At 63.2% G+C, this 18,135-nt stretch carries 19 protein-coding genes; 12 read left to right on the top strand and 7 right to left on the bottom strand.

Annotation, left to right across the window (positions count from 1 at the left end):
* Window positions 1-77: 77 nt before the first annotated feature.
* On the bottom strand, window positions 78-935 hold the full coding sequence (locus ACTJKL_RS26640; RefSeq protein WP_440854218.1) for an endonuclease/exonuclease/phosphatase family protein: 858 nt from the start codon (window positions 933-935) through the stop codon (window positions 78-80).
* Between the two features lie 172 nt (window positions 936-1,107).
* Between ACTJKL_RS26640 and ACTJKL_RS26635 the strand changes: the two genes are divergently transcribed.
* Window positions 1,108-2,355 (top strand): cytochrome P450, encoded by a 1,248-nt coding sequence (locus tag ACTJKL_RS26635; RefSeq protein ID WP_440854217.1) that lies wholly within the window; start codon window positions 1,108-1,110, stop codon window positions 2,353-2,355.
* A gap of 6 nt (window positions 2,356-2,361) precedes the next feature.
* Here ACTJKL_RS26635 and ACTJKL_RS26630 read toward each other — a convergent pair whose 3' ends face one another.
* Genes ACTJKL_RS26630 through ACTJKL_RS26620 form a run of 3 tightly spaced genes read right to left on the bottom strand, consistent with a single transcriptional unit; the run spans window position 2,362 to window position 4,468 of the window.
* Window positions 2,362-2,703, bottom strand: coding sequence for a cupin domain-containing protein (locus tag ACTJKL_RS26630; protein ID WP_440854216.1), 342 nt, complete (start codon window positions 2,701-2,703; stop codon window positions 2,362-2,364).
* Between the two features lie 28 nt (window positions 2,704-2,731).
* Window positions 2,732-4,012: an O-acetylhomoserine aminocarboxypropyltransferase gene (locus tag ACTJKL_RS26625; RefSeq protein WP_411923107.1), complete on the bottom strand. Its 1,281-nt coding sequence runs from the start codon at window positions 4,010-4,012 to the stop codon at window positions 2,732-2,734.
* Window positions 4,013-4,039: 27 nt separating this feature from the next.
* The gene (locus ACTJKL_RS26620; protein WP_100672182.1) at window positions 4,040-4,468 is read right to left on the bottom strand and encodes a CoA-binding protein; all 429 of its coding nucleotides are present in this window, start codon (window positions 4,466-4,468) and stop codon (window positions 4,040-4,042) included.
* Window positions 4,469-4,658: 190 nt separating this feature from the next.
* Here ACTJKL_RS26620 and ACTJKL_RS26615 point away from each other — a divergent pair, with 190 nt between their 5' ends.
* On the top strand, window positions 4,659-5,495 hold the full coding sequence (locus ACTJKL_RS26615; protein WP_018094828.1) for an EamA family transporter: 837 nt from the start codon (window positions 4,659-4,661) through the stop codon (window positions 5,493-5,495).
* Between the two features lie 80 nt (window positions 5,496-5,575).
* Here ACTJKL_RS26615 and ACTJKL_RS26610 read toward each other — a convergent pair whose 3' ends face one another.
* Window positions 5,576-6,397 carry an enoyl-CoA hydratase gene (locus tag ACTJKL_RS26610; RefSeq protein WP_275596468.1) on the bottom strand — a complete coding sequence of 274 codons (822 nt, stop codon included), beginning with the start codon at window positions 6,395-6,397 and terminating at the stop codon, window positions 5,576-5,578.
* Between the two features lie 170 nt (window positions 6,398-6,567).
* Here ACTJKL_RS26610 and ACTJKL_RS26605 point away from each other — a divergent pair, with 170 nt between their 5' ends.
* The 5 genes from ACTJKL_RS26605 to argC all read left to right on the top strand — a co-directional run bounded on the left by ACTJKL_RS26605 (window position 6,568) and on the right by argC (window position 10,287).
* Window positions 6,568-6,999, top strand: a complete 432-nt coding sequence (locus tag ACTJKL_RS26605) for a PaaI family thioesterase (protein ID WP_018094826.1) — start codon at window positions 6,568-6,570, stop codon at window positions 6,997-6,999.
* Between the two features lie 220 nt (window positions 7,000-7,219).
* Entirely contained in the window at window positions 7,220-7,684 is a 465-nt protein-coding gene (rplM, locus tag ACTJKL_RS26600; protein WP_018094825.1) for a 50S ribosomal protein L13, read from the top strand.
* A 2-nt stretch (window positions 7,685-7,686) separates the two neighbouring features.
* Entirely contained in the window at window positions 7,687-8,154 is a 468-nt protein-coding gene (gene rpsI, locus ACTJKL_RS26595) for a 30S ribosomal protein S9 (protein ID WP_003529231.1), read from the top strand.
* A 150-nt stretch (window positions 8,155-8,304) separates the two neighbouring features.
* Window positions 8,305-9,261, top strand: a complete 957-nt coding sequence (gene speB / locus ACTJKL_RS26590) for an agmatinase (protein WP_440854215.1) — start codon at window positions 8,305-8,307, stop codon at window positions 9,259-9,261.
* 93 nt (window positions 9,262-9,354) lie between these two features.
* Entirely contained in the window at window positions 9,355-10,287 is a 933-nt protein-coding gene (argC, locus tag ACTJKL_RS26585) for an N-acetyl-gamma-glutamyl-phosphate reductase (protein WP_440854214.1), read from the top strand.
* 68 nt (window positions 10,288-10,355) lie between these two features.
* Here argC and ACTJKL_RS26580 read toward each other — a convergent pair whose 3' ends face one another.
* Window positions 10,356-11,459 carry a COX15/CtaA family protein gene (locus tag ACTJKL_RS26580; RefSeq protein WP_440854213.1) on the bottom strand — a complete coding sequence of 368 codons (1,104 nt, stop codon included), beginning with the start codon at window positions 11,457-11,459 and terminating at the stop codon, window positions 10,356-10,358.
* Window positions 11,460-11,633: 174 nt separating this feature from the next.
* Here ACTJKL_RS26580 and ACTJKL_RS26575 point away from each other — a divergent pair, with 174 nt between their 5' ends.
* The 3 genes from ACTJKL_RS26575 (at window position 11,634) to ACTJKL_RS26565 (ending at window position 14,003) form a co-directional block, all read left to right on the top strand.
* Window positions 11,634-11,846, top strand: coding sequence for a DUF2842 domain-containing protein (locus tag ACTJKL_RS26575; protein WP_003529239.1), 213 nt, complete (start codon window positions 11,634-11,636; stop codon window positions 11,844-11,846).
* Between the two features lie 11 nt (window positions 11,847-11,857).
* A complete protein-coding gene (locus ACTJKL_RS26570) occupies window positions 11,858-12,598 on the top strand; it encodes a metallophosphoesterase family protein (protein ID WP_440854212.1) in 741 nt (246 codons plus the stop codon).
* Window positions 12,599-12,755: 157 nt separating this feature from the next.
* Window positions 12,756-14,003, top strand: coding sequence for a GNAT family N-acetyltransferase (locus ACTJKL_RS26565; RefSeq protein WP_440854211.1), 1,248 nt, complete (start codon window positions 12,756-12,758; stop codon window positions 14,001-14,003).
* A 2-nt stretch (window positions 14,004-14,005) separates the two neighbouring features.
* Here the strand turns inward: ACTJKL_RS26565 and ACTJKL_RS26560 are convergent, their stop codons facing one another.
* Window positions 14,006-16,144: a GumC family protein gene (locus tag ACTJKL_RS26560; protein ID WP_440854210.1), complete on the bottom strand. Its 2,139-nt coding sequence runs from the start codon at window positions 16,142-16,144 to the stop codon at window positions 14,006-14,008.
* Window positions 16,145-16,352: 208 nt separating this feature from the next.
* Here ACTJKL_RS26560 and ACTJKL_RS26555 point away from each other — a divergent pair, with 208 nt between their 5' ends.
* Complete coding sequence (locus ACTJKL_RS26555) at window positions 16,353-16,928, top strand: polysaccharide biosynthesis/export family protein (protein ID WP_018094818.1); 576 nt, start codon at window positions 16,353-16,355, stop codon at window positions 16,926-16,928.
* Window positions 16,929-16,933: 5 nt separating this feature from the next.
* Entirely contained in the window at window positions 16,934-18,103 is a 1,170-nt protein-coding gene (locus tag ACTJKL_RS26550; protein ID WP_440854209.1) for a glycosyltransferase family 4 protein, read from the top strand.
* The last annotated feature ends 32 nt before the right edge of the window (window positions 18,104-18,135 follow it).

Here is an 18,135-nt window from a genome sequence, read left to right as displayed (position 1 = left end):
GATCAAGGATGAAACATGCGGAAACCAATATACGACGGCGACCAGCGCGCCCCCACCGTGGAGCGCGTGCGACACCGCTATCCCTGCCCCGCATCGGCCAATCGGGCTTCCTCACCCTCGGGGCCGTCCTTCTGGACGACCTTGAGATCGATCGAGGCCTTGACGGGCAGATGGTCCGAAGCCACTCGCGCCAGGGGCGTGTCGTGCACGGCCACCGAGGTGACAAGATGATGCGGATTGCCGAGCACCCGGTCGAGCGGCAGCAGCGGAAAACGCGAGGGGAAGCTGGCAACGGCTGAATGCGACGGGTCGAATATAGGACTGAGGAAGCTGAGCGAGGAGCGTTTGCCCATGCGCCATTCGTTGAGGTCGCCGATCAGCAGCGTCGGACGGCCGGCGCCGTCCGCCGTCGCCTTCAAAAGCGATTCCGCCTGGCGCGCCCGGGAATGACGCAGCAGGCCAAGGTGGGCGGCGATCACCCGCAACGGACCCGCCTTCAGGTCGAGATCGACGACGAGGGCACCGCGCGGCTCGACGCCCGGCAATTTCAGCTGCCTTACGTCGGAAACCGCACCCTCACGGATAAGCAGGACGTTGCCATGCCATCCGTGGCCCTTCTCGCTGAAAGGCGAAATCGGAACGGAGACAAGATGCGCCTCACGGCGCAGGTGCTCGAGATCGAGGAGCCCCGCGCGCTCACCGAATCTCTGGTCGGCCTCCTGAAGCGCGACGATATCCGCACCGATCTCGGCGATGACCTGCGCAATTCGCGACGGGTCGAAGCGCCCGTCGGTGCCCACGCATTTGTGGATATTATAGGAAGCGATCACGATGTCGCCGCGGTTCACGGCGGCATCACGGTTGACGACCGTCGGCCGCCGCTTTCGTATCGCTGCCATGATGCCCGCGGATAGATTGCCTTGCGTCTTTGCCATGCCGCTCCCTGCTTGCTGCCGCATCATGCTCAAATAGGTCGGGCGGTGCTACCGGAAAAGTAGCTAGCGGCGATGTTGTTCCTTCCGGTGCCGAAGGCACTTGCAGTCAGCCCTCATGGCGCAATAGAGATGCGGATCGCCATCCGATCGCAGCATTCGAAGAGTCGATATCATGTCCATCGCCCCCGGTATCACCATCGACGGCCCCGCCCGGCGCGTCTCCCTGGACGTCCGCAACCCCCGCTTCTTCCGCAATCCGCTGCCGGCCTACGCGGCACTCCATGCGCAATGTCCGGCCTTTTTCTGGGAGGAACCACAGCAGTGGTTCTTTGCGGGCTACGAGCAGGTGAACAGTCTATTGCGCGACCGCCGCTTCGGCCGGCAGATCCTGCATGTCGCCACCCGGGAAGAACTCGGCATGCCGGAACCGAAACCGCATCTGAAGGCTTTCGATGCGCTGGAGGAACACTCGCTGCTCGAACTGGAGCCGCCGGCCCATACGCGGCTGCGCACGCTCGTCAATCGCGCCTTCGTCTCCCGTCAGATCGAACAGCTCAGGCCGGAAATCGAGACGCTCTCGCATGCGGTGATCGACGGCTTCGAGAAGGATGGTCAGACCGAGCTGTTGAAGACCTATGCCGAGACGATCCCGGTCACCATCATCGCGCGGATGCTCGGCATCCCGGTCGAAGCGGCGCCGCGTCTGCTCGACTGGTCGCACCGCATGGTGAAGATGTACGTGTTCAATCCCAGCCTGGAAACGGAGTTCGACGCCAACCAAGCATCGGCGGAGTTCGCCGACTACCTGAAAGGAATCATAGCGGAGAAGCGGGCGAACCCCGCCGCCGACCTGCTCACGCATATGATCACCTCGGAAAAAGACGGCGAGCGCCTGTCGGATGCGGAGCTGATTTCGACCACGGTCCTCCTTCTGAATGCGGGCCACGAGGCGACGGTTCATCAGATCGGCAATGCCGTGCACACGATCCTGCAGTCCGGCCTCTCGCCCACCGAGCTTTTTTCGGACGAGAAGACGACGGAGCGCACGGTGGAAGAGTGTCTGCGCTTCGCCGCGCCCTTGCATATCTTTCAGCGCTACGCGCTCATGGATATCGAGCTGGAGGACGGCATCGCCCTCAGGAAGGGGGACAAGATCGGCCTGATGCTGGGGGCGGCGAACGTCGATCCGCGCAAATTCTCCTCTCCCGATACGTTCAGGCCGGATCGCAACGAAGGCGCCAACGTCTCGTTCGGCGCCGGCCTGCATTTCTGCATCGGCGCACCGCTGGCACGGCTGGAGCTGCAGATTTCCCTGCCGATCCTGTTCCGGCGGCTTCCCGGAATGCGGCTCAGGAACGAGCCGCCGGTCAAGGACGCGTTCCACTTTCATGGTCTGGAGCGGCTCGATGTGGTCTGGTGAGCGGCGTCAGACGCGGATCACGTAGTCCTTGCGAGTCGTTTCAAGGACTTCCCAGGTTCCCTTAAAGCCGGGTCTCAACACCAGGCTGTCGCCGGCTTCGAGATGAAGCGGCTCCCCGCCCTCTTCGGTCACGATCGAATGACCGGAGAGGATGTGGAAATATTCCCACTCGTCATAGACGATCCGCCATTTGCCGGGCGTGGCTTCCCATATGCCCGCATAGAGCCCGCCGGCCTCCTCGAAATTCCAGGTGCGAAATTCCGGATTTCCAGAAATCAGCCTGTCGGGCGCCGGCGCCCCGATCTCAGCCTCGACGCAAGACGGATCGAATTTCAGCATATGGCTCATAAGAAGCCTCCACGTCCTGCCGTGCCTCTCAGGCCTTCCCCAGCGCCTGTTCCAGATCGGCAATGATGTCGGCCACGTCCTCGATGCCGACCGACAACCGGATGACGTCGGGTCCGGCGCCTGCGGCGACCTGCTGCTCCGGCGTGAGCTGCCGGTGCGTGGTCGAGGCGGGGTGGATCACGAGCGAACGCGTGTCGCCGATATTGGCAAGATGGGAGAACATTTCCAGTGCCTCGACAAAGCGCTTTCCCGCCTCGTATCCGCCCGCGAGCCCGAACGTGAAAACGGCTCCCGCCCCCTTCGGCGAGTAGCGCTGCTGCAGCGCGTGGTTCGGATCGCCTTCGAGCCCGGAATAGCGGACCCAGGACACCTTCTCATGCCCCTTCAGCCATTTGGCGACCTCCAGCGCGTTGTCGCAATGGCGCTGCATCCTCAGCGGCAGCGTCTCGACGCCAGTCTGAATAAGGAAGGCGTTGAAGGGCGAAATCGCCGGACCGAAATCCCTCAGACCCAGTACCCGCGCGGCGATGGCGAAGGCGAAGTTGCCGAAGACCTGGTGCAGGACGATGCCGCCATATTCCGGCCTGGGCTCCGACAGCAGCGGATACTTGCCGGATTTCGACCAGTCGAACGTACCGCCGTCGACGATGATCCCGCCCATCGAATTGCCATGACCGCCGATGAACTTGGTGAGCGAATGGACGACGATGTCGGCGCCGTGTTCGAGCGGCCGCATCAGATAGGGCGTCGCCATCGTATTGTCGACAATGAGCGGCAGTCCATGCCGCCGCGCGACGTCTGCGATCGCGGCTATATCGACGAAGGTGCCGCCCGGATTGGCGAGGCTTTCGATGAAGATCGCCTTGGTGCGTTCGTCGATCTGCGCATCGAAGCTTTCGGGCTCCGCCGAATCGGCCCAACGGACCTGCCAGTCGAAGGCCTTGAAGGCATGGCCGAACTGATTTGCCGACCCGCCGTAAAGCTGTCTGGCGGAAACGAAATTGTCACCCGGCCTCATGATCGTATGGAAAACCAGCAGCTGGGCCGCATGCCCCGAGGAAACGGCCAGGCCGGCGGTCCCGCCTTCGAGCGCCGCGATCCGCTCCTCCAGTACCGCCTGGGTCGGGTTCATGATGCGGGTATAGATATTGCCGAATTGCTGAAGGCCGAAAAGTGCCGCCGCATGATCGGTGTCGTTGAAGACGAAGCTGGTCGTCTGGTAGATCGGCGTCGCCCGCGCGCCGGTCGTCGGGTCCGGCTGGGCCCCGGCGTGGATTGCAAGCGTGCTGAACCCGGGTCCGGATTTCATCGTCGTTCCTCCCTCATTTATTAACGATCAACCGATCAGTCGCGGATATTCGATTGCCGGGCAGCGGTCCATGACGACCTTGATGCCTGCGGCCTCGGCCTTGGCCGCAGCTGCATCGTCGCGGACGGACAGTTGTCCCCAGATAACCTTGGGCAGGGCCGGCAGCGACAGGATCTCGTCGACGAGCGCAGGCAAGGCCGAAGCCGCACGGAAGACGTCGACCATGTCGATCGCCTCCCCTATATCCGCGAGGCGCGCTACAACCGGCTGGTCGAGAATCGCACCGCCCGCATGGCCGGGATTGACCGGAATGACGCGGTATCCCTTGCGCAGAAGAAAGGCCATGACGCGATAGCTCGGCCGCTCCGGCTTCGGCGAAGCGCCGACGAGCGCGATGGTCTTCGTCTCGCGCAGGATGTCGGCAAGATAATAATCCGGGTAGGCATCGTGGTGCATGCTTGTTGTCCGCGCATGTTTATCATGCGGAGCGATAGTTGGCGTGGAGCGGCCGCGAGTCAACCAAGGCACCTTCCCCGGCCATGCATTTGCACCGTTTCGTTGCGATCGATCTGTAATTCCGGTTGCATTTCGGCAAATGCGAGCCCACAACCGGCTTTCCCGCCCAATCACCCCGCCGAGGTTCATCTTGCCGCCGGACGTCATTGCGCTCGTACTTCTCGGAGCGCTGCTGCACGCGACCTGGAACGCGCTCGTCAAGGCCGGCACGGAAAAATCGCTCGACGCCGCCATGGTGTCGCTTGGCGGCGCGGTCGTGGCGCTCCCCTTCCTGCCCTTCCTCCCGATGCCCGGTTCCGAGGCCGTGCCCTACATTCTGGTTTCGGCACTTTTCCAGTTCGCCTATTTCCAGCTGGTCGCAGCCGCTTACCGCGCAGGCGACATCGGGCTGGTCTATCCCTTGATGCGCGGCGTCGCTCCTCTTCTCGTCGCGGCGACGAGCAGCCTCGTCATCGGCGAGAAACTGAGCGGCGGCGCGATGGCCGGCATCATGACGATCTCCGCGGGCGTGCTCACGCTCGCCTTCGAATCCCGCAAGGGCGGCAGGCACGCCATCGTTCTGGCACTGCTCAATGCCTGCGTGATCGCGAGCTATACCTATGTCGACGGGATAGGCGCCCGCATTTCCGGCAATGCCATATCCTACACGCTCTGGATGGCATTGCTGCCGCCGGTCCTGCTCTTCGGCTGGGCCTTCGCCCGGCGCGGCGTCAAGCCGGTCGCGCGGCATGTGAGCCGTCACTGGTGGCGCGGGCTTGTCGGCGGCGCCGGATCGATCGGCTCCTATGGCCTTGCGCTCTGGGCGATGACGAAAGCCCCGGTCGCCACCGTCGCCGCCCTCCGCGAAACGGCGATCCTGTTCGCCGTCGTCATCTCCGTCGTGTTCCTCGGAGAGCGCGTCAGCGCCTGGCGCATCATCGCCGCCTGCATCATCGCGCTCGGTGCCTTGCTCCTCAGGCTCGCCTGAGGCCCAGGACCTAAAGCGCGTCGCGCTCGCTACTGCATGTCGTTATCCCAGAACCGCTGCACACTTTTGGGCGACATGCACTATTCCTCTTTCCATTCCGGCATGCGCTTGCCGAGAAAGGCACCGATACCTTCCTCGGCATCGCGGGCGAGCATGTTCTCGACCATCACGCCGACAGCGAAGTCGTAGGCGTCGGCAAGCGGCATTTCCGTCTGACGGTAGAAAGCCTCCTTGCCGATCTTCAGCGCCTGCGGCGACTTCGAGGCAATGATCGACGCATATTTGTCGATGACCTGGCGCAGATATTGTTGTGGGACGATGCGGTTGACGAGACCGAACTCCTTCGCTGTCCCGGCATCGATCGTCTCACCGGTCAAAAGCATCTCCATCGCCTGTTTGCGATGGGCGGCGCGCGTCAGGGCGACCATCGGTGTAGAACAGAAAAGACCGATATTCACGCCGGGGGTGCAGAAGGTCGACGTGTCGGTGCAGATCGCGAGGTCGCAACTGGCGACCAACTGGCACCCGGCGGCGGTCGCAAGGCCGTCGACTTCGGCGATGACCGCCTGCGGCAGCCTGGTGATCGTCAGCATGACTTCGGCTGCGAGGCGAATCGTTCGCTCGAAGAACGCCCGGCCACCGTCGGCGTCGGCCCTGTGCGAGGTCATTTCCTTGAGATCGTGGCCGGCGGAGAAGAGCTTCCCGGTCGCCGCGATCACGACGACCTTGATCTCCTTCGAGACGGCCGCTTCTTCGAGCGCCGCCAGCAGTGCTTCCATCAGGGCGATCGAAAGCACATTTGCCGGGGGATTGTTGAGGGTAAGCCGAAGGACCGGGCCATCGAACTCGCGCAGCAAGGGTCCGTTCGACTCTTCTTTCCTGAATGAAACGACGTCCGCCATGGCTCTCTCCCATATCGAAGTTCGTGTCGTGGTACGCCGCCGTCGCCGCTCTTTCAACCCCGCGCTCCCGACTGACCTATGACTGCCTAAGACCAATTTCCCGCTTGCACGGCGCTCCAGGACGTTTTGTAACGGGTGCAACCGAGGCAAGTAACACGGGAGAGAACGCGATGACCCTGCAGCCGGTCATGACCGTCGAGGAGCTCAACCGCTTTCTCGACACCGATTTTCCGCAGGTCCACACCGACGGAAAGGTCTTCGCGGTGACCGAGACCGGACCGGGCTTCGCCACGATGCGGCTCGACCCGAACGAGCGCCACATCCGTCCGGGCGGTACTGTCTCAGGCCCGACGCTCTTCGCGCTGGCGGACGTGTCGGCCTATATCGCGCTCATCGCACATATCGGTCCGGTCGCGCTTGCCGTCACCACCAGCCTCAACATCAACTTCCTGCGCAAGCCGGAACCGGAACCACTCGAATGTACCTGCCGGATTCTCAAACTCGGCAAACGGCTGGCCGTTCTCGACGCCTCGATAAAGACGGTAGCAAGTCCCGATTTGATCGCGCATGCGACGGCGACCTATTCGATTCCGCCCCGTTGAAGTGTGGTATAATAATACCACACTTGTAACTATCTGAATTTGCTTCATCTTCTTTCAGGGTGTGCGGAAAGTCGGCCTTGACCTTGATGGCGAGCTTCCTTATAAGCTGCCCCAGATCGCGGTCCGACTGGGCCGCCTTCTTTTTTGCCCTCATCGAGGTCAAAGCAAGCAACAAGAAACGCCCGGCTTCGTTTCCGGGTCCAAACGAAAGAGTTTAGATATGGCAACCTTCGTTCAGAAGCCTGCAGAGGTGGAGAAGAAGTGGATCATCATCGACGCCGAAGGCCTCGTTGTCGGTCGCCTCGCTTCCCTTATCGCAAACCGCCTGCGCGGCAAGCATAAAGCCACCTACACGCCGCATGTCGACGACGGCGACAACGTCATCGTCATCAATGCAGAGAAGGCCGTCCTCACCGGCAAGAAGTACACCGACAAGAAGTACTACTGGCACACCGGTTACCCCGGCGGCATCAAGGAGCGCACCGCGCGCCAGATCATCGAAGGTCGCTTCCCGGAGCGCGTCATCGAGAAGGCCGTCGAGCGCATGGTTCCGCGCGGCCCGCTCGGCCGTCGCCAGATGAAGAACCTGCGTGTCTACGCCGGCTCGAACCACCCGCATGAAGCACAGCAGCCGGCCGTCCTCGACGTCGCCAAGCTGAACAGCAAGAACACAAGGAGCGCCTGATAATGGCTGACCTTTCCGCTCTCAAGGAAATCGCCACGACCGCGGAACCGGCTGCTCCGGTTCACGTCAAGAAAGTCGACGCCCAGGGCCGCTCCTATGCGACCGGCAAGCGCAAGGACGCCGTCGCCCGCGTTTGGATCAAAGCCGGTTCCGGCAAGATCACCATCAACGGCAAGCCTTTCTCGGACTACTTCGCCCGTCCGGTTCTGCAGATGATCCTGCAGCAGCCGGTCGTCGCAGCAGCCCGTGACGGCCAGTTCGACATCGACGCGACCGTCGCCGGCGGCGGCCTTTCCGGCCAGGCCGGTGCCGTTCGTCACGGCATCTCCAAGGCCCTCACCTATTTCGAACCGGGCCTGCGCCCCGTTCTGAAGCGCGGCGGCTTCCTCACCCGCGACAGCCGCGTGGTCGAGCGCAAGAAGTACGGTCGTGCCAAGGCACGTCGTTCGTTCCAGTTCTCCAAGCGCTAATCGCTGGCAGACTGCACTTTCGAAGGCCGGGCTCGTCCCGGCCTTTTTCATGTGCATCCAAGCGTCCCCGTGCACATGATTTTTGACGCCGGGCTCTTGCCTTGCCCCGACCGATTGGCCAACGTCCCGCCCATCTGTCGGGAGAACAGCATGGCCAACAAGTCGATCGACCACGCGATCACTGCAAAATCACTGACGGCGGCGGCCTCCGATCCGACGCATGCCGGCATCCTTTCCTTCATGCGGCGGAAATACACCAAAGAGCTCAAGGGTGTGGAGGCGGTCGTCTGGGGAATCCCGTTCGATGCGGCGACGTCGAATCGCCCCGGCGCGCGCTTCGGGCCACAGGCGATCCGACGCGCATCGGCGATCTTCGACAACGATCCGCAATATCCGTTCCAGCGCGACCTATTTGCCGACATGGCGACGATCGATTACGGCGATTGCCTGCTCGACTACGGCAACCATTCGAAGACTCCCCAGACGATCGAGCGCGAGGCGTCGAAAATCCTGAAGTCCGGCGCCTACCTGCTGACGCTCGGCGGCGACCACTTCGTCACCTATCCGATCCTCAGGGCCCATGCAGCCCTGCACGGGCCCCTCGCCCTCGTCCAGTTCGACGCCCATCAGGACACCTGGCCGGACGAGAAAGGCCGCATCGATCATGGCTCTTTCGTCGGCCGCGCGGCACGCGAGGGACTGATCGACGTGGAACGCTCGATCCAGATCGGCATCCGGACGCATGCTCCGGACGATTGCGGCCTTCGGATCGTCTACGGCGGCGAGCTCGAGGAGATGCGCGCCGAGGAGATCGCCGATACCATTATCCGCCATGTCGACAGCCGCCCCGCCTATCTGACCTTCGATATCGATTGCCTTGACCCGGCCTTTGCGCCCGGCACCGGCACGCCCGTGGCCGGCGGCCCGTCAAGCGCAAAGATACTGTCGGTCCTGCGCAAACTCGGCGCGCTTCATATCGCCGGGAGCGACGTGGTCGAGGTGGCGCCTGCCTACGACCACGCGGACCTCACCGCCATTGCTGGCTCGACCATCGCCATGTATATGCTGGGCCTGCGTGCCGAGTGGCTGGCGGAGAGGCGCGGCTGATCGAAGCGGCGGCGCGCGCCCAAGAAATTGATTCAATTCTATGCCAGACTGATTCCGGAAACGCCGCTAACGGACTGCAGGAGCAGGAAAATCATGAAACCGAAGATCTTTATCGATGGCGAACACGGCACGACGGGCCTGCAGATCCGTGTGCGCATGGCCGGCCGTACGGATCTCGAACTCCTGTCCATTCCGGAAGCGGAGCGACGCAATGCAGCGATGCGCGAGGATCTTCTGAACAGCGCCGATATCGCCATCCTATGCCTGCCGGACGACGCCTCGCGGGAGGCCGTTGCCATGGTTGCCGGAAACAATCGCGTCCGCATCATTGATACGTCGACGGCGCATCGCGTCGCGCCCGACTGGGCCTATGGCTTTGCCGAGATGGACAAGGCGCAGCCCCAGCGGATCCGCGACGCGCGCCATGTCGCCAATCCCGGCTGCTACCCGACTGGAGCGATCGCCCTGATTCGCCCTCTGCGCCAGGCGGGTATCCTGCCGGACGGCTATCCCGTCACCGTCAATGCGGTTTCCGGCTATACCGGCGGCGGCAAGCAGATGATCGCGCAGATGGAGGACGACAAGAATCCGGACCACATCGACGCGCCGCATTTCCTCTACGGGCTTACGCTGAAGCACAAGCACGTGCCGGAAATGAAGATGCACGGGCTTCTCGAGCGCGCGCCGGTCTTCAGCCCTTCCGTCGGCAAGTTCGCGCAGGGGATGATCGTGCAGGTGCCGCTTTATCTCGAGGACCTGGCAGCCGGTGCAACGCTGGAAACGATCCATCGGGCCCTCGTCGACCATTATGCGGGACAGTCGATCGTCGAAGTCGTGCCGCTTGAGGAGAGCGCAAAGCTCGCCCGGATCGATGCGACGGAGCTCGCCGGCAGCGACGCCATGAAGCTTTTCGTCTTCGGCACCCAGGGTGGAGCGCATGTCAATCTGGTCGCGCTGCTCGACAATCTCGGCAAGGGCGCCTCAGGCGCCGCCGTCCAGAACATGGACCTGATGCTGTCCGCCTGACACGGCGCGTCAAGACGAAACCCGGCAGCGTTCCTGCCGGAGTTTTCGTTCGTTCGATCGCAGACAAATCAGTCGCGCATTTCTATCGCCGTGTCTGTCGGATAGGTGCCGACGAAACCGCGCCAATGGGCGATCGCGAAGCCGAGCACGACGAGGGCGCCGCCCTGATGCAGCACGCCCCAGCCGATCGGTACCTGCAGTAGCAACGTCGTGATGCCGATTGCCGCCTGCACCGTCACCAACGCGAACAGGAGCACCGAGCGCCGGGCATGTGTCGTCTCCGGCGCGGCGCGGAGGGACGCGATCATGTGCCAAAGCGCCAATGCGAACAGCAGATAGGCGCCGAGACGGTGGACGAACTGCACCGTCTTCGGATTTTCGAAGAGATTGATCCAGGCGGGCTGCTGCACGAACAGACCGCCCGGCACGATCGCCCCGTCCATCAGCGGCCAGGTGTTGTAGCTCAGACCCGCATCGAGACCCGCAACGATCGCGCCCAGATAGATCTGGAAGAGGCTCATGATCGCGATGGCCGCCGCCATGCCTTGCGACCTTTTCGTCGGATGCGCGTCGTCGGAATGCGGACACAGCCCCCGGTAAATCCACATGCAGGCGGCAAAGATCAGACAGGCGATGGTCAGATGCGTGGCAAGCCGGTACTGGCTGACTGCGGTCCGCTCCGCCAGACCGGAGGATACCATCCACCAGCCGATGAATCCCTGAAAACCGCCGAGCGCCAGGATTCCGAGAAGCGGCAGCCGCAGACGCCGCTCTATCCGCCCCGTGATCCAGAAGAAGAAGAGCGGCAGAGCGAAGATCACGCCGATGCCGCGCGCGAGCAGCCGGTGCGCCCACTCCCACCAGAAGATGGTCTTGAACTCGTCGACCGTCATGCCTTTGTTGATCTGCTCATATTGCGGAATGCGCTGGTAGAGGCGGAATTCCTCCTCCCATTCCTCCGCGGAGAGCGGCGGTATGACGCCGTGGACGGGTTTCCACTCGGTGATCGACAAGCCGGATTCGGTCAGTCGCGTAGCCCCTCCGACGAGCACCAGCGCAAACAGAGCGAAGAGAACGGCGGCAAGCCAGCCGCGGATCTGCCGGCGGTTGCGCTCGGTTCTGCCGATCTCTTTGAGCAGCATCTGTTCTGTTGCCAATTCGGCGTGGGCCATGGCACTTCCTCATCTGTCGCGGAAACGGTACCGCTATGCCGGCATTGCCGGTCAGGACGGTCTCAAAGCCGTTGATTTGCACCAGAGTGCCGTGCAAAACAAGGCCGAACCCTTTGCGGCATGCCGTCGCGGGCCGCCCGAGTGCCAACGCTGCCGCCACCGAAAGATCGAAAAATGCCCGTACGCCTCCGAAAACTGATCGGTACCGTCCTGCTCATCATCCTCGTCGTCGTCTACGCACTTGCGGCCGTTACCTTCGCTTCCCTGCTGCTCGGCGCGTCTCCCTGGTGGGTGCATCTGCTTTATTTCTTCTTCACCGGCCTGCTGTGGGTCCTTCCCGCCATGCTGATCATCAAATGGATGGAAAAACCCGCCGCCGATCACTGAGGTTTCCGGGCATGAGAATCGCGGTGATTTCCGATGTTCACGGCAACGATCTCGCGCTCGAGGCCGTGCTTGCCGACATCGATGCACAGGGCATCGACGAGATCGTCAATCTTGGCGATCATCTGAGCGGCCCGCTGAATGCCGCGCGGACAGCGGAGATCCTGATCCGCCGCCGTACCGCTGCGATACGCGGCAATCACGACCGCTATCTTCTCACGCTCGACCCTGCCCGCATGGGATTGTCCGACCGCTCCGCCCATGAAGAGCTCGATGAGCGCCACCTCGACTGGCTGGCCGCTCTGCCGGCGACCCTTGTCTACCGGGACGCTCTCTTTCTCTGCCATGGCACGCCGGCTAGCGACGAGGCCTACTGGATGGAAACGCTGACGGGCGACGGGATCGTTCACATGGCGCGGCGCGCGGAGATCGAGCGCTTTGCCGACGACATCGAGCACCCCGTAATCCTCTGCGGCCACACGCATGTTCAACGTGCCCTGCGGCTTTCGGGCGGGCGGCTCCTGGTCAATCCGGGCAGTGTCGGATGCCCGGCCTATGGCGACGACCGGCCAGTCGCGCACAAGGTCGAAACCGGTTCGCCGGATGCCCGCTACGCCATCGTCGAGATGGCATCCGGCGACTGGAACGTCACCTTCCGCTGTGTCGGCTACGATCACATGGCGGCGTCGCTCCTCGCGGCCGAACGCGGCCGCGCCGAATGGGCAACGGCGCTCGCGACCGGGTTCCTCGACTGAATTCTACCGGCCGCTTTGCCAGCATTTCCAGCGGCCGCCTGTTCCGGCTTCATATTCTCCTAACCCTGTTGTCTGCCGGGCACGCGCGTGCCTGCCGGATTAATCAGATCTATCAGAATTCCCGTTTCAATGGCTGCATCACGCATGCGGATCGACAATGATGGCAAGTTCCGATTTCACCCTTTCGCCGGAAGCCAGCGCCGGGCGGTATCTTTCGGCCGGGAGCGTCGCCCGTGAAGGCAGCGCTGCCGGCCGGATCACCATCTCCGTCCACGCGGACATGGACGAGATCGAAGCGGAGTGGCGCGCGCTTGACGGAAGCAGCGGCAATTCGCTGCACCAGAGCTTCGACTGGTGTGCGGCGTGGACAAAGACGCATGGCAGCGAACTGCTGATCGTTCGTGGTGCGGCTGGCAGGGAGCCGCTTTTTCTCCTCCCGTTCGAGATCGAACGCGGCCGGCTTTTCCGCGCGGCGCGCCTGATCGGCTCGGAGCACAGCAATCTCAACACCGGCCTGTTCGGCTCCGGCATCGACAATGCGCCCGCTGCGGAGCTCACGGCAGCGCTCACCGGCGGCATCGGTCGCCAGCTCCGCCGTTTCGCGGACGTGATCGTATTCGACCGGACGCCGCAGATCTGGCGCGGCGCGCCGCACCCCCTCGCCGCTCTGGCCGGCATCGAGAACCCGAACGCCTCCTTCCAATTGCCGCTTCTCGGCACCATCGAGCACACACTCGCCCAGATCAATGCCAAGCGGCGGCGCAAGAAGATGCGCATATCCGAAAGGCGCCTCGCCGAGATTGGCGGCTATGATTATGTTATCGCTCGCGATACGCAGGAGGCCCACGCCCTGCTCGAGACTTTCTTCCGCCAGAAAGCCGCCCGCTTCGAGACACTCGGCCTGCCGGATGCCTTTCGTGATGCCGAGACGCGCGCCTTTTTCCATGCGCTGATCGATGCCGGGGCGCCCGAGCCCCTCCTCGAACTGAATGCGATAAGACTGAGAGGCGAATATGCCGGCCGAATTCTCGCGGTCGCCGGTCTCTCACGCAAAGGCGACCACGTCATCTGCCAGTTCGGTTCGATCAACGAGGAAATCGCCGCGGACGCCAGCCCGGGCGAGTTGCTGTTCTACAGAATGATCGAGCGCCTTTGTGCGGAAGGCGTGGCCCTCTTCGACTTCGGCATCGGCGACCAGCCTTACAAGCGGTCGTGGTGCACGGTGGAAACCCCGTTGCGCGACATCGTTCTGCCCCTCACGTTCCGCGGTCGGCTGGCCGCCGGCGGTTTCCGGGCGATCGCCGGGGCGAAACGGTTGGTCAAGGCCAACGAAACGCTTTATGCCTTCGTTCAGCGGCAGCGGCAGCGGCGGCAGGCATCGGCTGCAAGCGCGGAAGAACCGTGACGTTATGCAGCGCGGCGGTCGGGAAAATCGGGGCCGTCCTGCCCCTTCCCGGTCATCAGCACGACGTCGCGATATCCGGCTTCCCCGAAACTCAACAGCATCTCGACGATCTGGTCGTCGCTGATCGACGGTGCCGACAGAATGATCTCGGTGCCCTCGTGCCGTGCCACCTTGGCGACGGCCTCCGCATCGGCCGACCCGCATTCGATCAGGACGAGATCGTAGGCGTTGGCGAGCGCGTCGATGATGATCTGCAGCCGGTCGATGCCGCGCATCGCCGCATGAGGATCGGCGTCGCCATGGGGTATGATATGTGCTTGGGACAACCTGTCCGAGTGAATCGACTCGGAGAAGGCGACTTCGCCCATGAGCAGATTCGTAACCCCGGCAAGGTCCTGCGATTGTGCCATGAGCCGCGTCGGACAGGCCGAACCGGAAAGGTCGATCAGCACGACTTTCTGCTCGTCCTCGGCCAGAACGCGCGCCAGCATCACGGTGGCCGTCGATCCCTCGTCGCCGCCCGGGGATACCGAGACCGCAATCCGCACGCCATTGGCACGAAGATGTTCGGCCACCGACTCGATCGAAAAATCGTGCTTCGATGCCGCATTTCCATCGCCGCCGTTTTCCTCAGGCGCAGGTTCCGCCGCGACGAGGACAGGTGCGGGAATTTCTTCGATCACGCCAGCGACTGAAGGCATTTCTGCGGGCTGACCCGCGGCCGGTGCTTCGGGGAGCGAGACCGGCCTTAGCGCCCGGCCGCTGAAAAGTTCGCCAAGCATGACGACGACGCAACTGACCAGGAGGCTTGCAAAGGCAGCGACGATCGTGATCGGCAGCACCTTCGGAAAGCTCTGGGCGGTCGGGACCACGGCGCGCGAAATCACGCGTGCATCGGCCGGAGTTGCGTTCGCAACGGTACGCGACGTCGCCTCGCGGTATCGGGCGAGATAGGTTTCGAGCAGTTGGCGCTGCGCCGTCGCCTCGCGCTCGAGCGCGCGGAGCCCGACCTCCTCCTCGCCCGCCTGCGCCGATTGCGCCTTGAGCGTGTTCATTTGCTGAACGAGCTGCTGCTCGCGCAGTTGCCCGACCTTCGCCTCATTTTCGAGGCTCGCAAGAATCTTCCGCGTCTCCGACCGGATCTGCCCTTCGATCCCTTCGAGCTGGGATTTGAGCCCCTTCAACCGCGGATGGCCGTCGAGCAGTGTCGTCGACAGGTCGGCGATCTGCGCCTGGACGTTGGCGCGGTTCTCCTTGAGACGCTGAATCATCGGCGAACCGACGATGTCGGCAAGCGTGTCCGCCGGACGGCCGTCGGCGAGCGCCGTCCGCATTCCCTCGGCGCGTGCAGCCGTGTTCGCCCGCTCCGACCGCACCCGTGCAAGCTCCGTCGAGATGTCGGTAAGCTGGCGCGTGGCAAAATTCTGCGTCTCGCCGGTCGGAAGCAGGCCCGACTCGGCGCGGTAACCTGCGACCTTCGCCTCCGCCTCGCGCACCTTCTCGCGCAGGTTGGCGATCTCCGGCTCAAGCCAGCGGCTCGCCTCGGAGTTCGAGTCGAGCTTGGCTCCGCTCTGCAACGAAAGATAGACATTGGCCATTTCGTTCGGAATGGCGGCTGCGAGCTTCGCGTCCTTCGAGGTGAAGGCGATGGCGATCACACGCGATTTTTCGACCTGATAGACCTGCAGCTTCTCTTCGAACTCCTTCAGCACCCGTTCTTCCGGCGGCAAATCGAGAGGATTCTTCTTCAGACCCAGCATCACCAGGAGATCGGACGCGGCGGAAGGCCGTGCCGAGGGATCGAACTCGTCGAGTTCGTGAAGCTTCATGTTGCGCGCGACCTGCTTGATAAGGTCCGCCGAGCGCAGGACCTGCACCTGGCTGAGGATGCCCGACTCGTCGAACATCCGGTCGGAGCCATTCTGCGAAACTTGATTGGTGCCGCTGAACTCGGGCTCACGCGACTCTATCAGAACGCGCGTTTCGCCCTCGTAATCGGGATCGACCATCTTGGCAGCCGCGAAGGCGACGGCAGCGGCCCCGACCGTGGCGAGCAGCACCCGCACGCGGCGTTGCCAGATGGCGCGAAAAAGCCCGCCGAGATCGATATCCACATCCTGCTGTCCGCCGATGCCCGACATGCCTGCACTCCAAAGCTTTCTCGTTTGGCGGGAAGGTAAACGAACATGGTAACCCAAGGGTTAATTTCCGCTGCAACCAGAGGGTGGCATGCGCCATGACGGGAAGGGCATTCGATGCGGGAAATTCTCGTGGCGGATTTACCGGCCATTAACCCTAACGGATCGATAACATCGGCCAACGGTGATCGTTTCCGGAGCCCCTGACCGCATGTCGACCGCAGCCAACAAGAGAACAAGCGTCTTCGCCGTGGCGATCCTGTCGGCGCTCGTCGGCGGTTGCACGAACTACCAGCCCGCCCCCAAGGGCTTCAGCCAGGCCACGGTGCAGCCCTATCGGCTGGACAGCGGCGATCGCCTGCGCATCAACGTCTTCGAACAGGCAAGCCTCAGCGGCAGCTACACGGTCGATCAGGCCGGCTATGTCGCCTTCCCGCTGATCGGGGCCGTTCCGTCGCGCGGGCATACGCTTCCGGAACTGGAGGGGATGATCGCGGCGAAGCTCCGCCAGGGCTTCCTCAAGGATCCGGACGTCACGATCGAGGTCGACCGCTACCGCTCCGTGTTCATCATGGGCGAAGTGGGACAGGCCGGCCAGTACGCCTATGTTCCGGGGATGACGGTACAGAATGCGATCGCCGTCGCAGGCGGCTTCACGCCACGCGCCAACCAGGCGACCGCCGACATCACCCGCAAGATCAACGGCCGCATCATCACCGGACGCGTTCCGGTAACCGACCCGGTTCTCGCCGGCGACACCGTCTATATACGCGAACGACTGTTCTGATCGCCATGAGCGAACGCCCCTTGCGCATTCTTCATTGCTTCAGATCCCCGGTCGGCGGCATATTCCGGCACGTGCGCGATCTTGCCGAAGCGCATGCGAATGCCGGACATCAGGTCGGAATCCTTTGCGACAGCACCACCGGCGGGGCCCACGAGGACGCGCTCTTCGAAGAGGTTCGCCCGCATCTGGCGCTCGGCATCATCCGTGTTCCGATCCATCGTTCGATCGGGGCATCGGACGCCGCGGCGCTCTGGCGCGGCTACAAGGAAATCAGAAGTTTGCAACCGGATGTATTGCACGGCCACGGCGCCAAGGGCGGCGTGCTGGCGCGCATCGTCGGTTCAGCCCTGCGGGTCAACAAGTATCGCGTAGCCCGCCTCTATTCGCCCCATGGGGGCAGCCTTCACTTCGAGCGCCGGTCCCTGGCAGGTTCGCTGATTCTGCGCGTCGAGCGCCTGCAGGAACGCCTGACCGACGCCCTCGTCTTCGTCTGCGAATACGAACGCCGCACCTACGGCGCCAGGGTCGGCCATCCACTGGCGCGCAGCGAGCTGATCTATAACGGCATCGACGATGCGGAATTCGAACCGGTCGAGACGGGACCGGGCGCTGTCGATTTCCTCTATATCGGCATGATGCGGGACCTGAAGGGTCCCGATCTTTTTATCGAAGGATTTGCCGCAGCCGAAGAGATCGCCGGCCGCAGGCTTTCCGCCTTGATGGTCGGAGATGGCCCGCAGCAGCGGCAATACGAAGAAATGACCCTGCGCATGGGTCTCGCCGATCGCATCCGGCTGCTGCCGGCAATGAGGGCGCGCGAGGCTTTCGCTCTGGCCCGCATGGTCGTCATTCCCTCCCGCGCGGAATCCATGCCCTATATCCTTCTGGAAGCGCTCGCCGCCGGAAAGCCCGTAATCGCGACCCGCGTCGGCGGCATCCCGGAGGTTCTCGGGTCCGATAGCGAGGCGCTCGCCCAACCCGGCGATGCGGGGGCGCTTGCCCGCCTCATGGCAGACGCCATCCTGGACGCCGGCTGGGCTGCCCGGACGGTGCCCGACGCGGACCGGTTCAAATCCCGCTTCGCCGCATCGGTGATGACCAGACACGTGATGCAGCTTTATCGAGACCTCACCGAGGAATCGCTTGTACCGCAGGGGCGGCTGCGTACAACGTAAGCGTTTCTTAGTGGCTTTCTGCTATCCGGGCG

It is taken from the genome of Sinorhizobium sp. 22678 (assembly GCF_052044265.1).
GTDB classification, from domain to species: domain Bacteria; phylum Pseudomonadota; class Alphaproteobacteria; order Rhizobiales; family Rhizobiaceae; genus Sinorhizobium; species Sinorhizobium meliloti_A.
The sequence above is the reverse complement of the archived record's forward strand: the minus strand, read 5'-3'. Positions and strand labels throughout refer to the sequence as shown.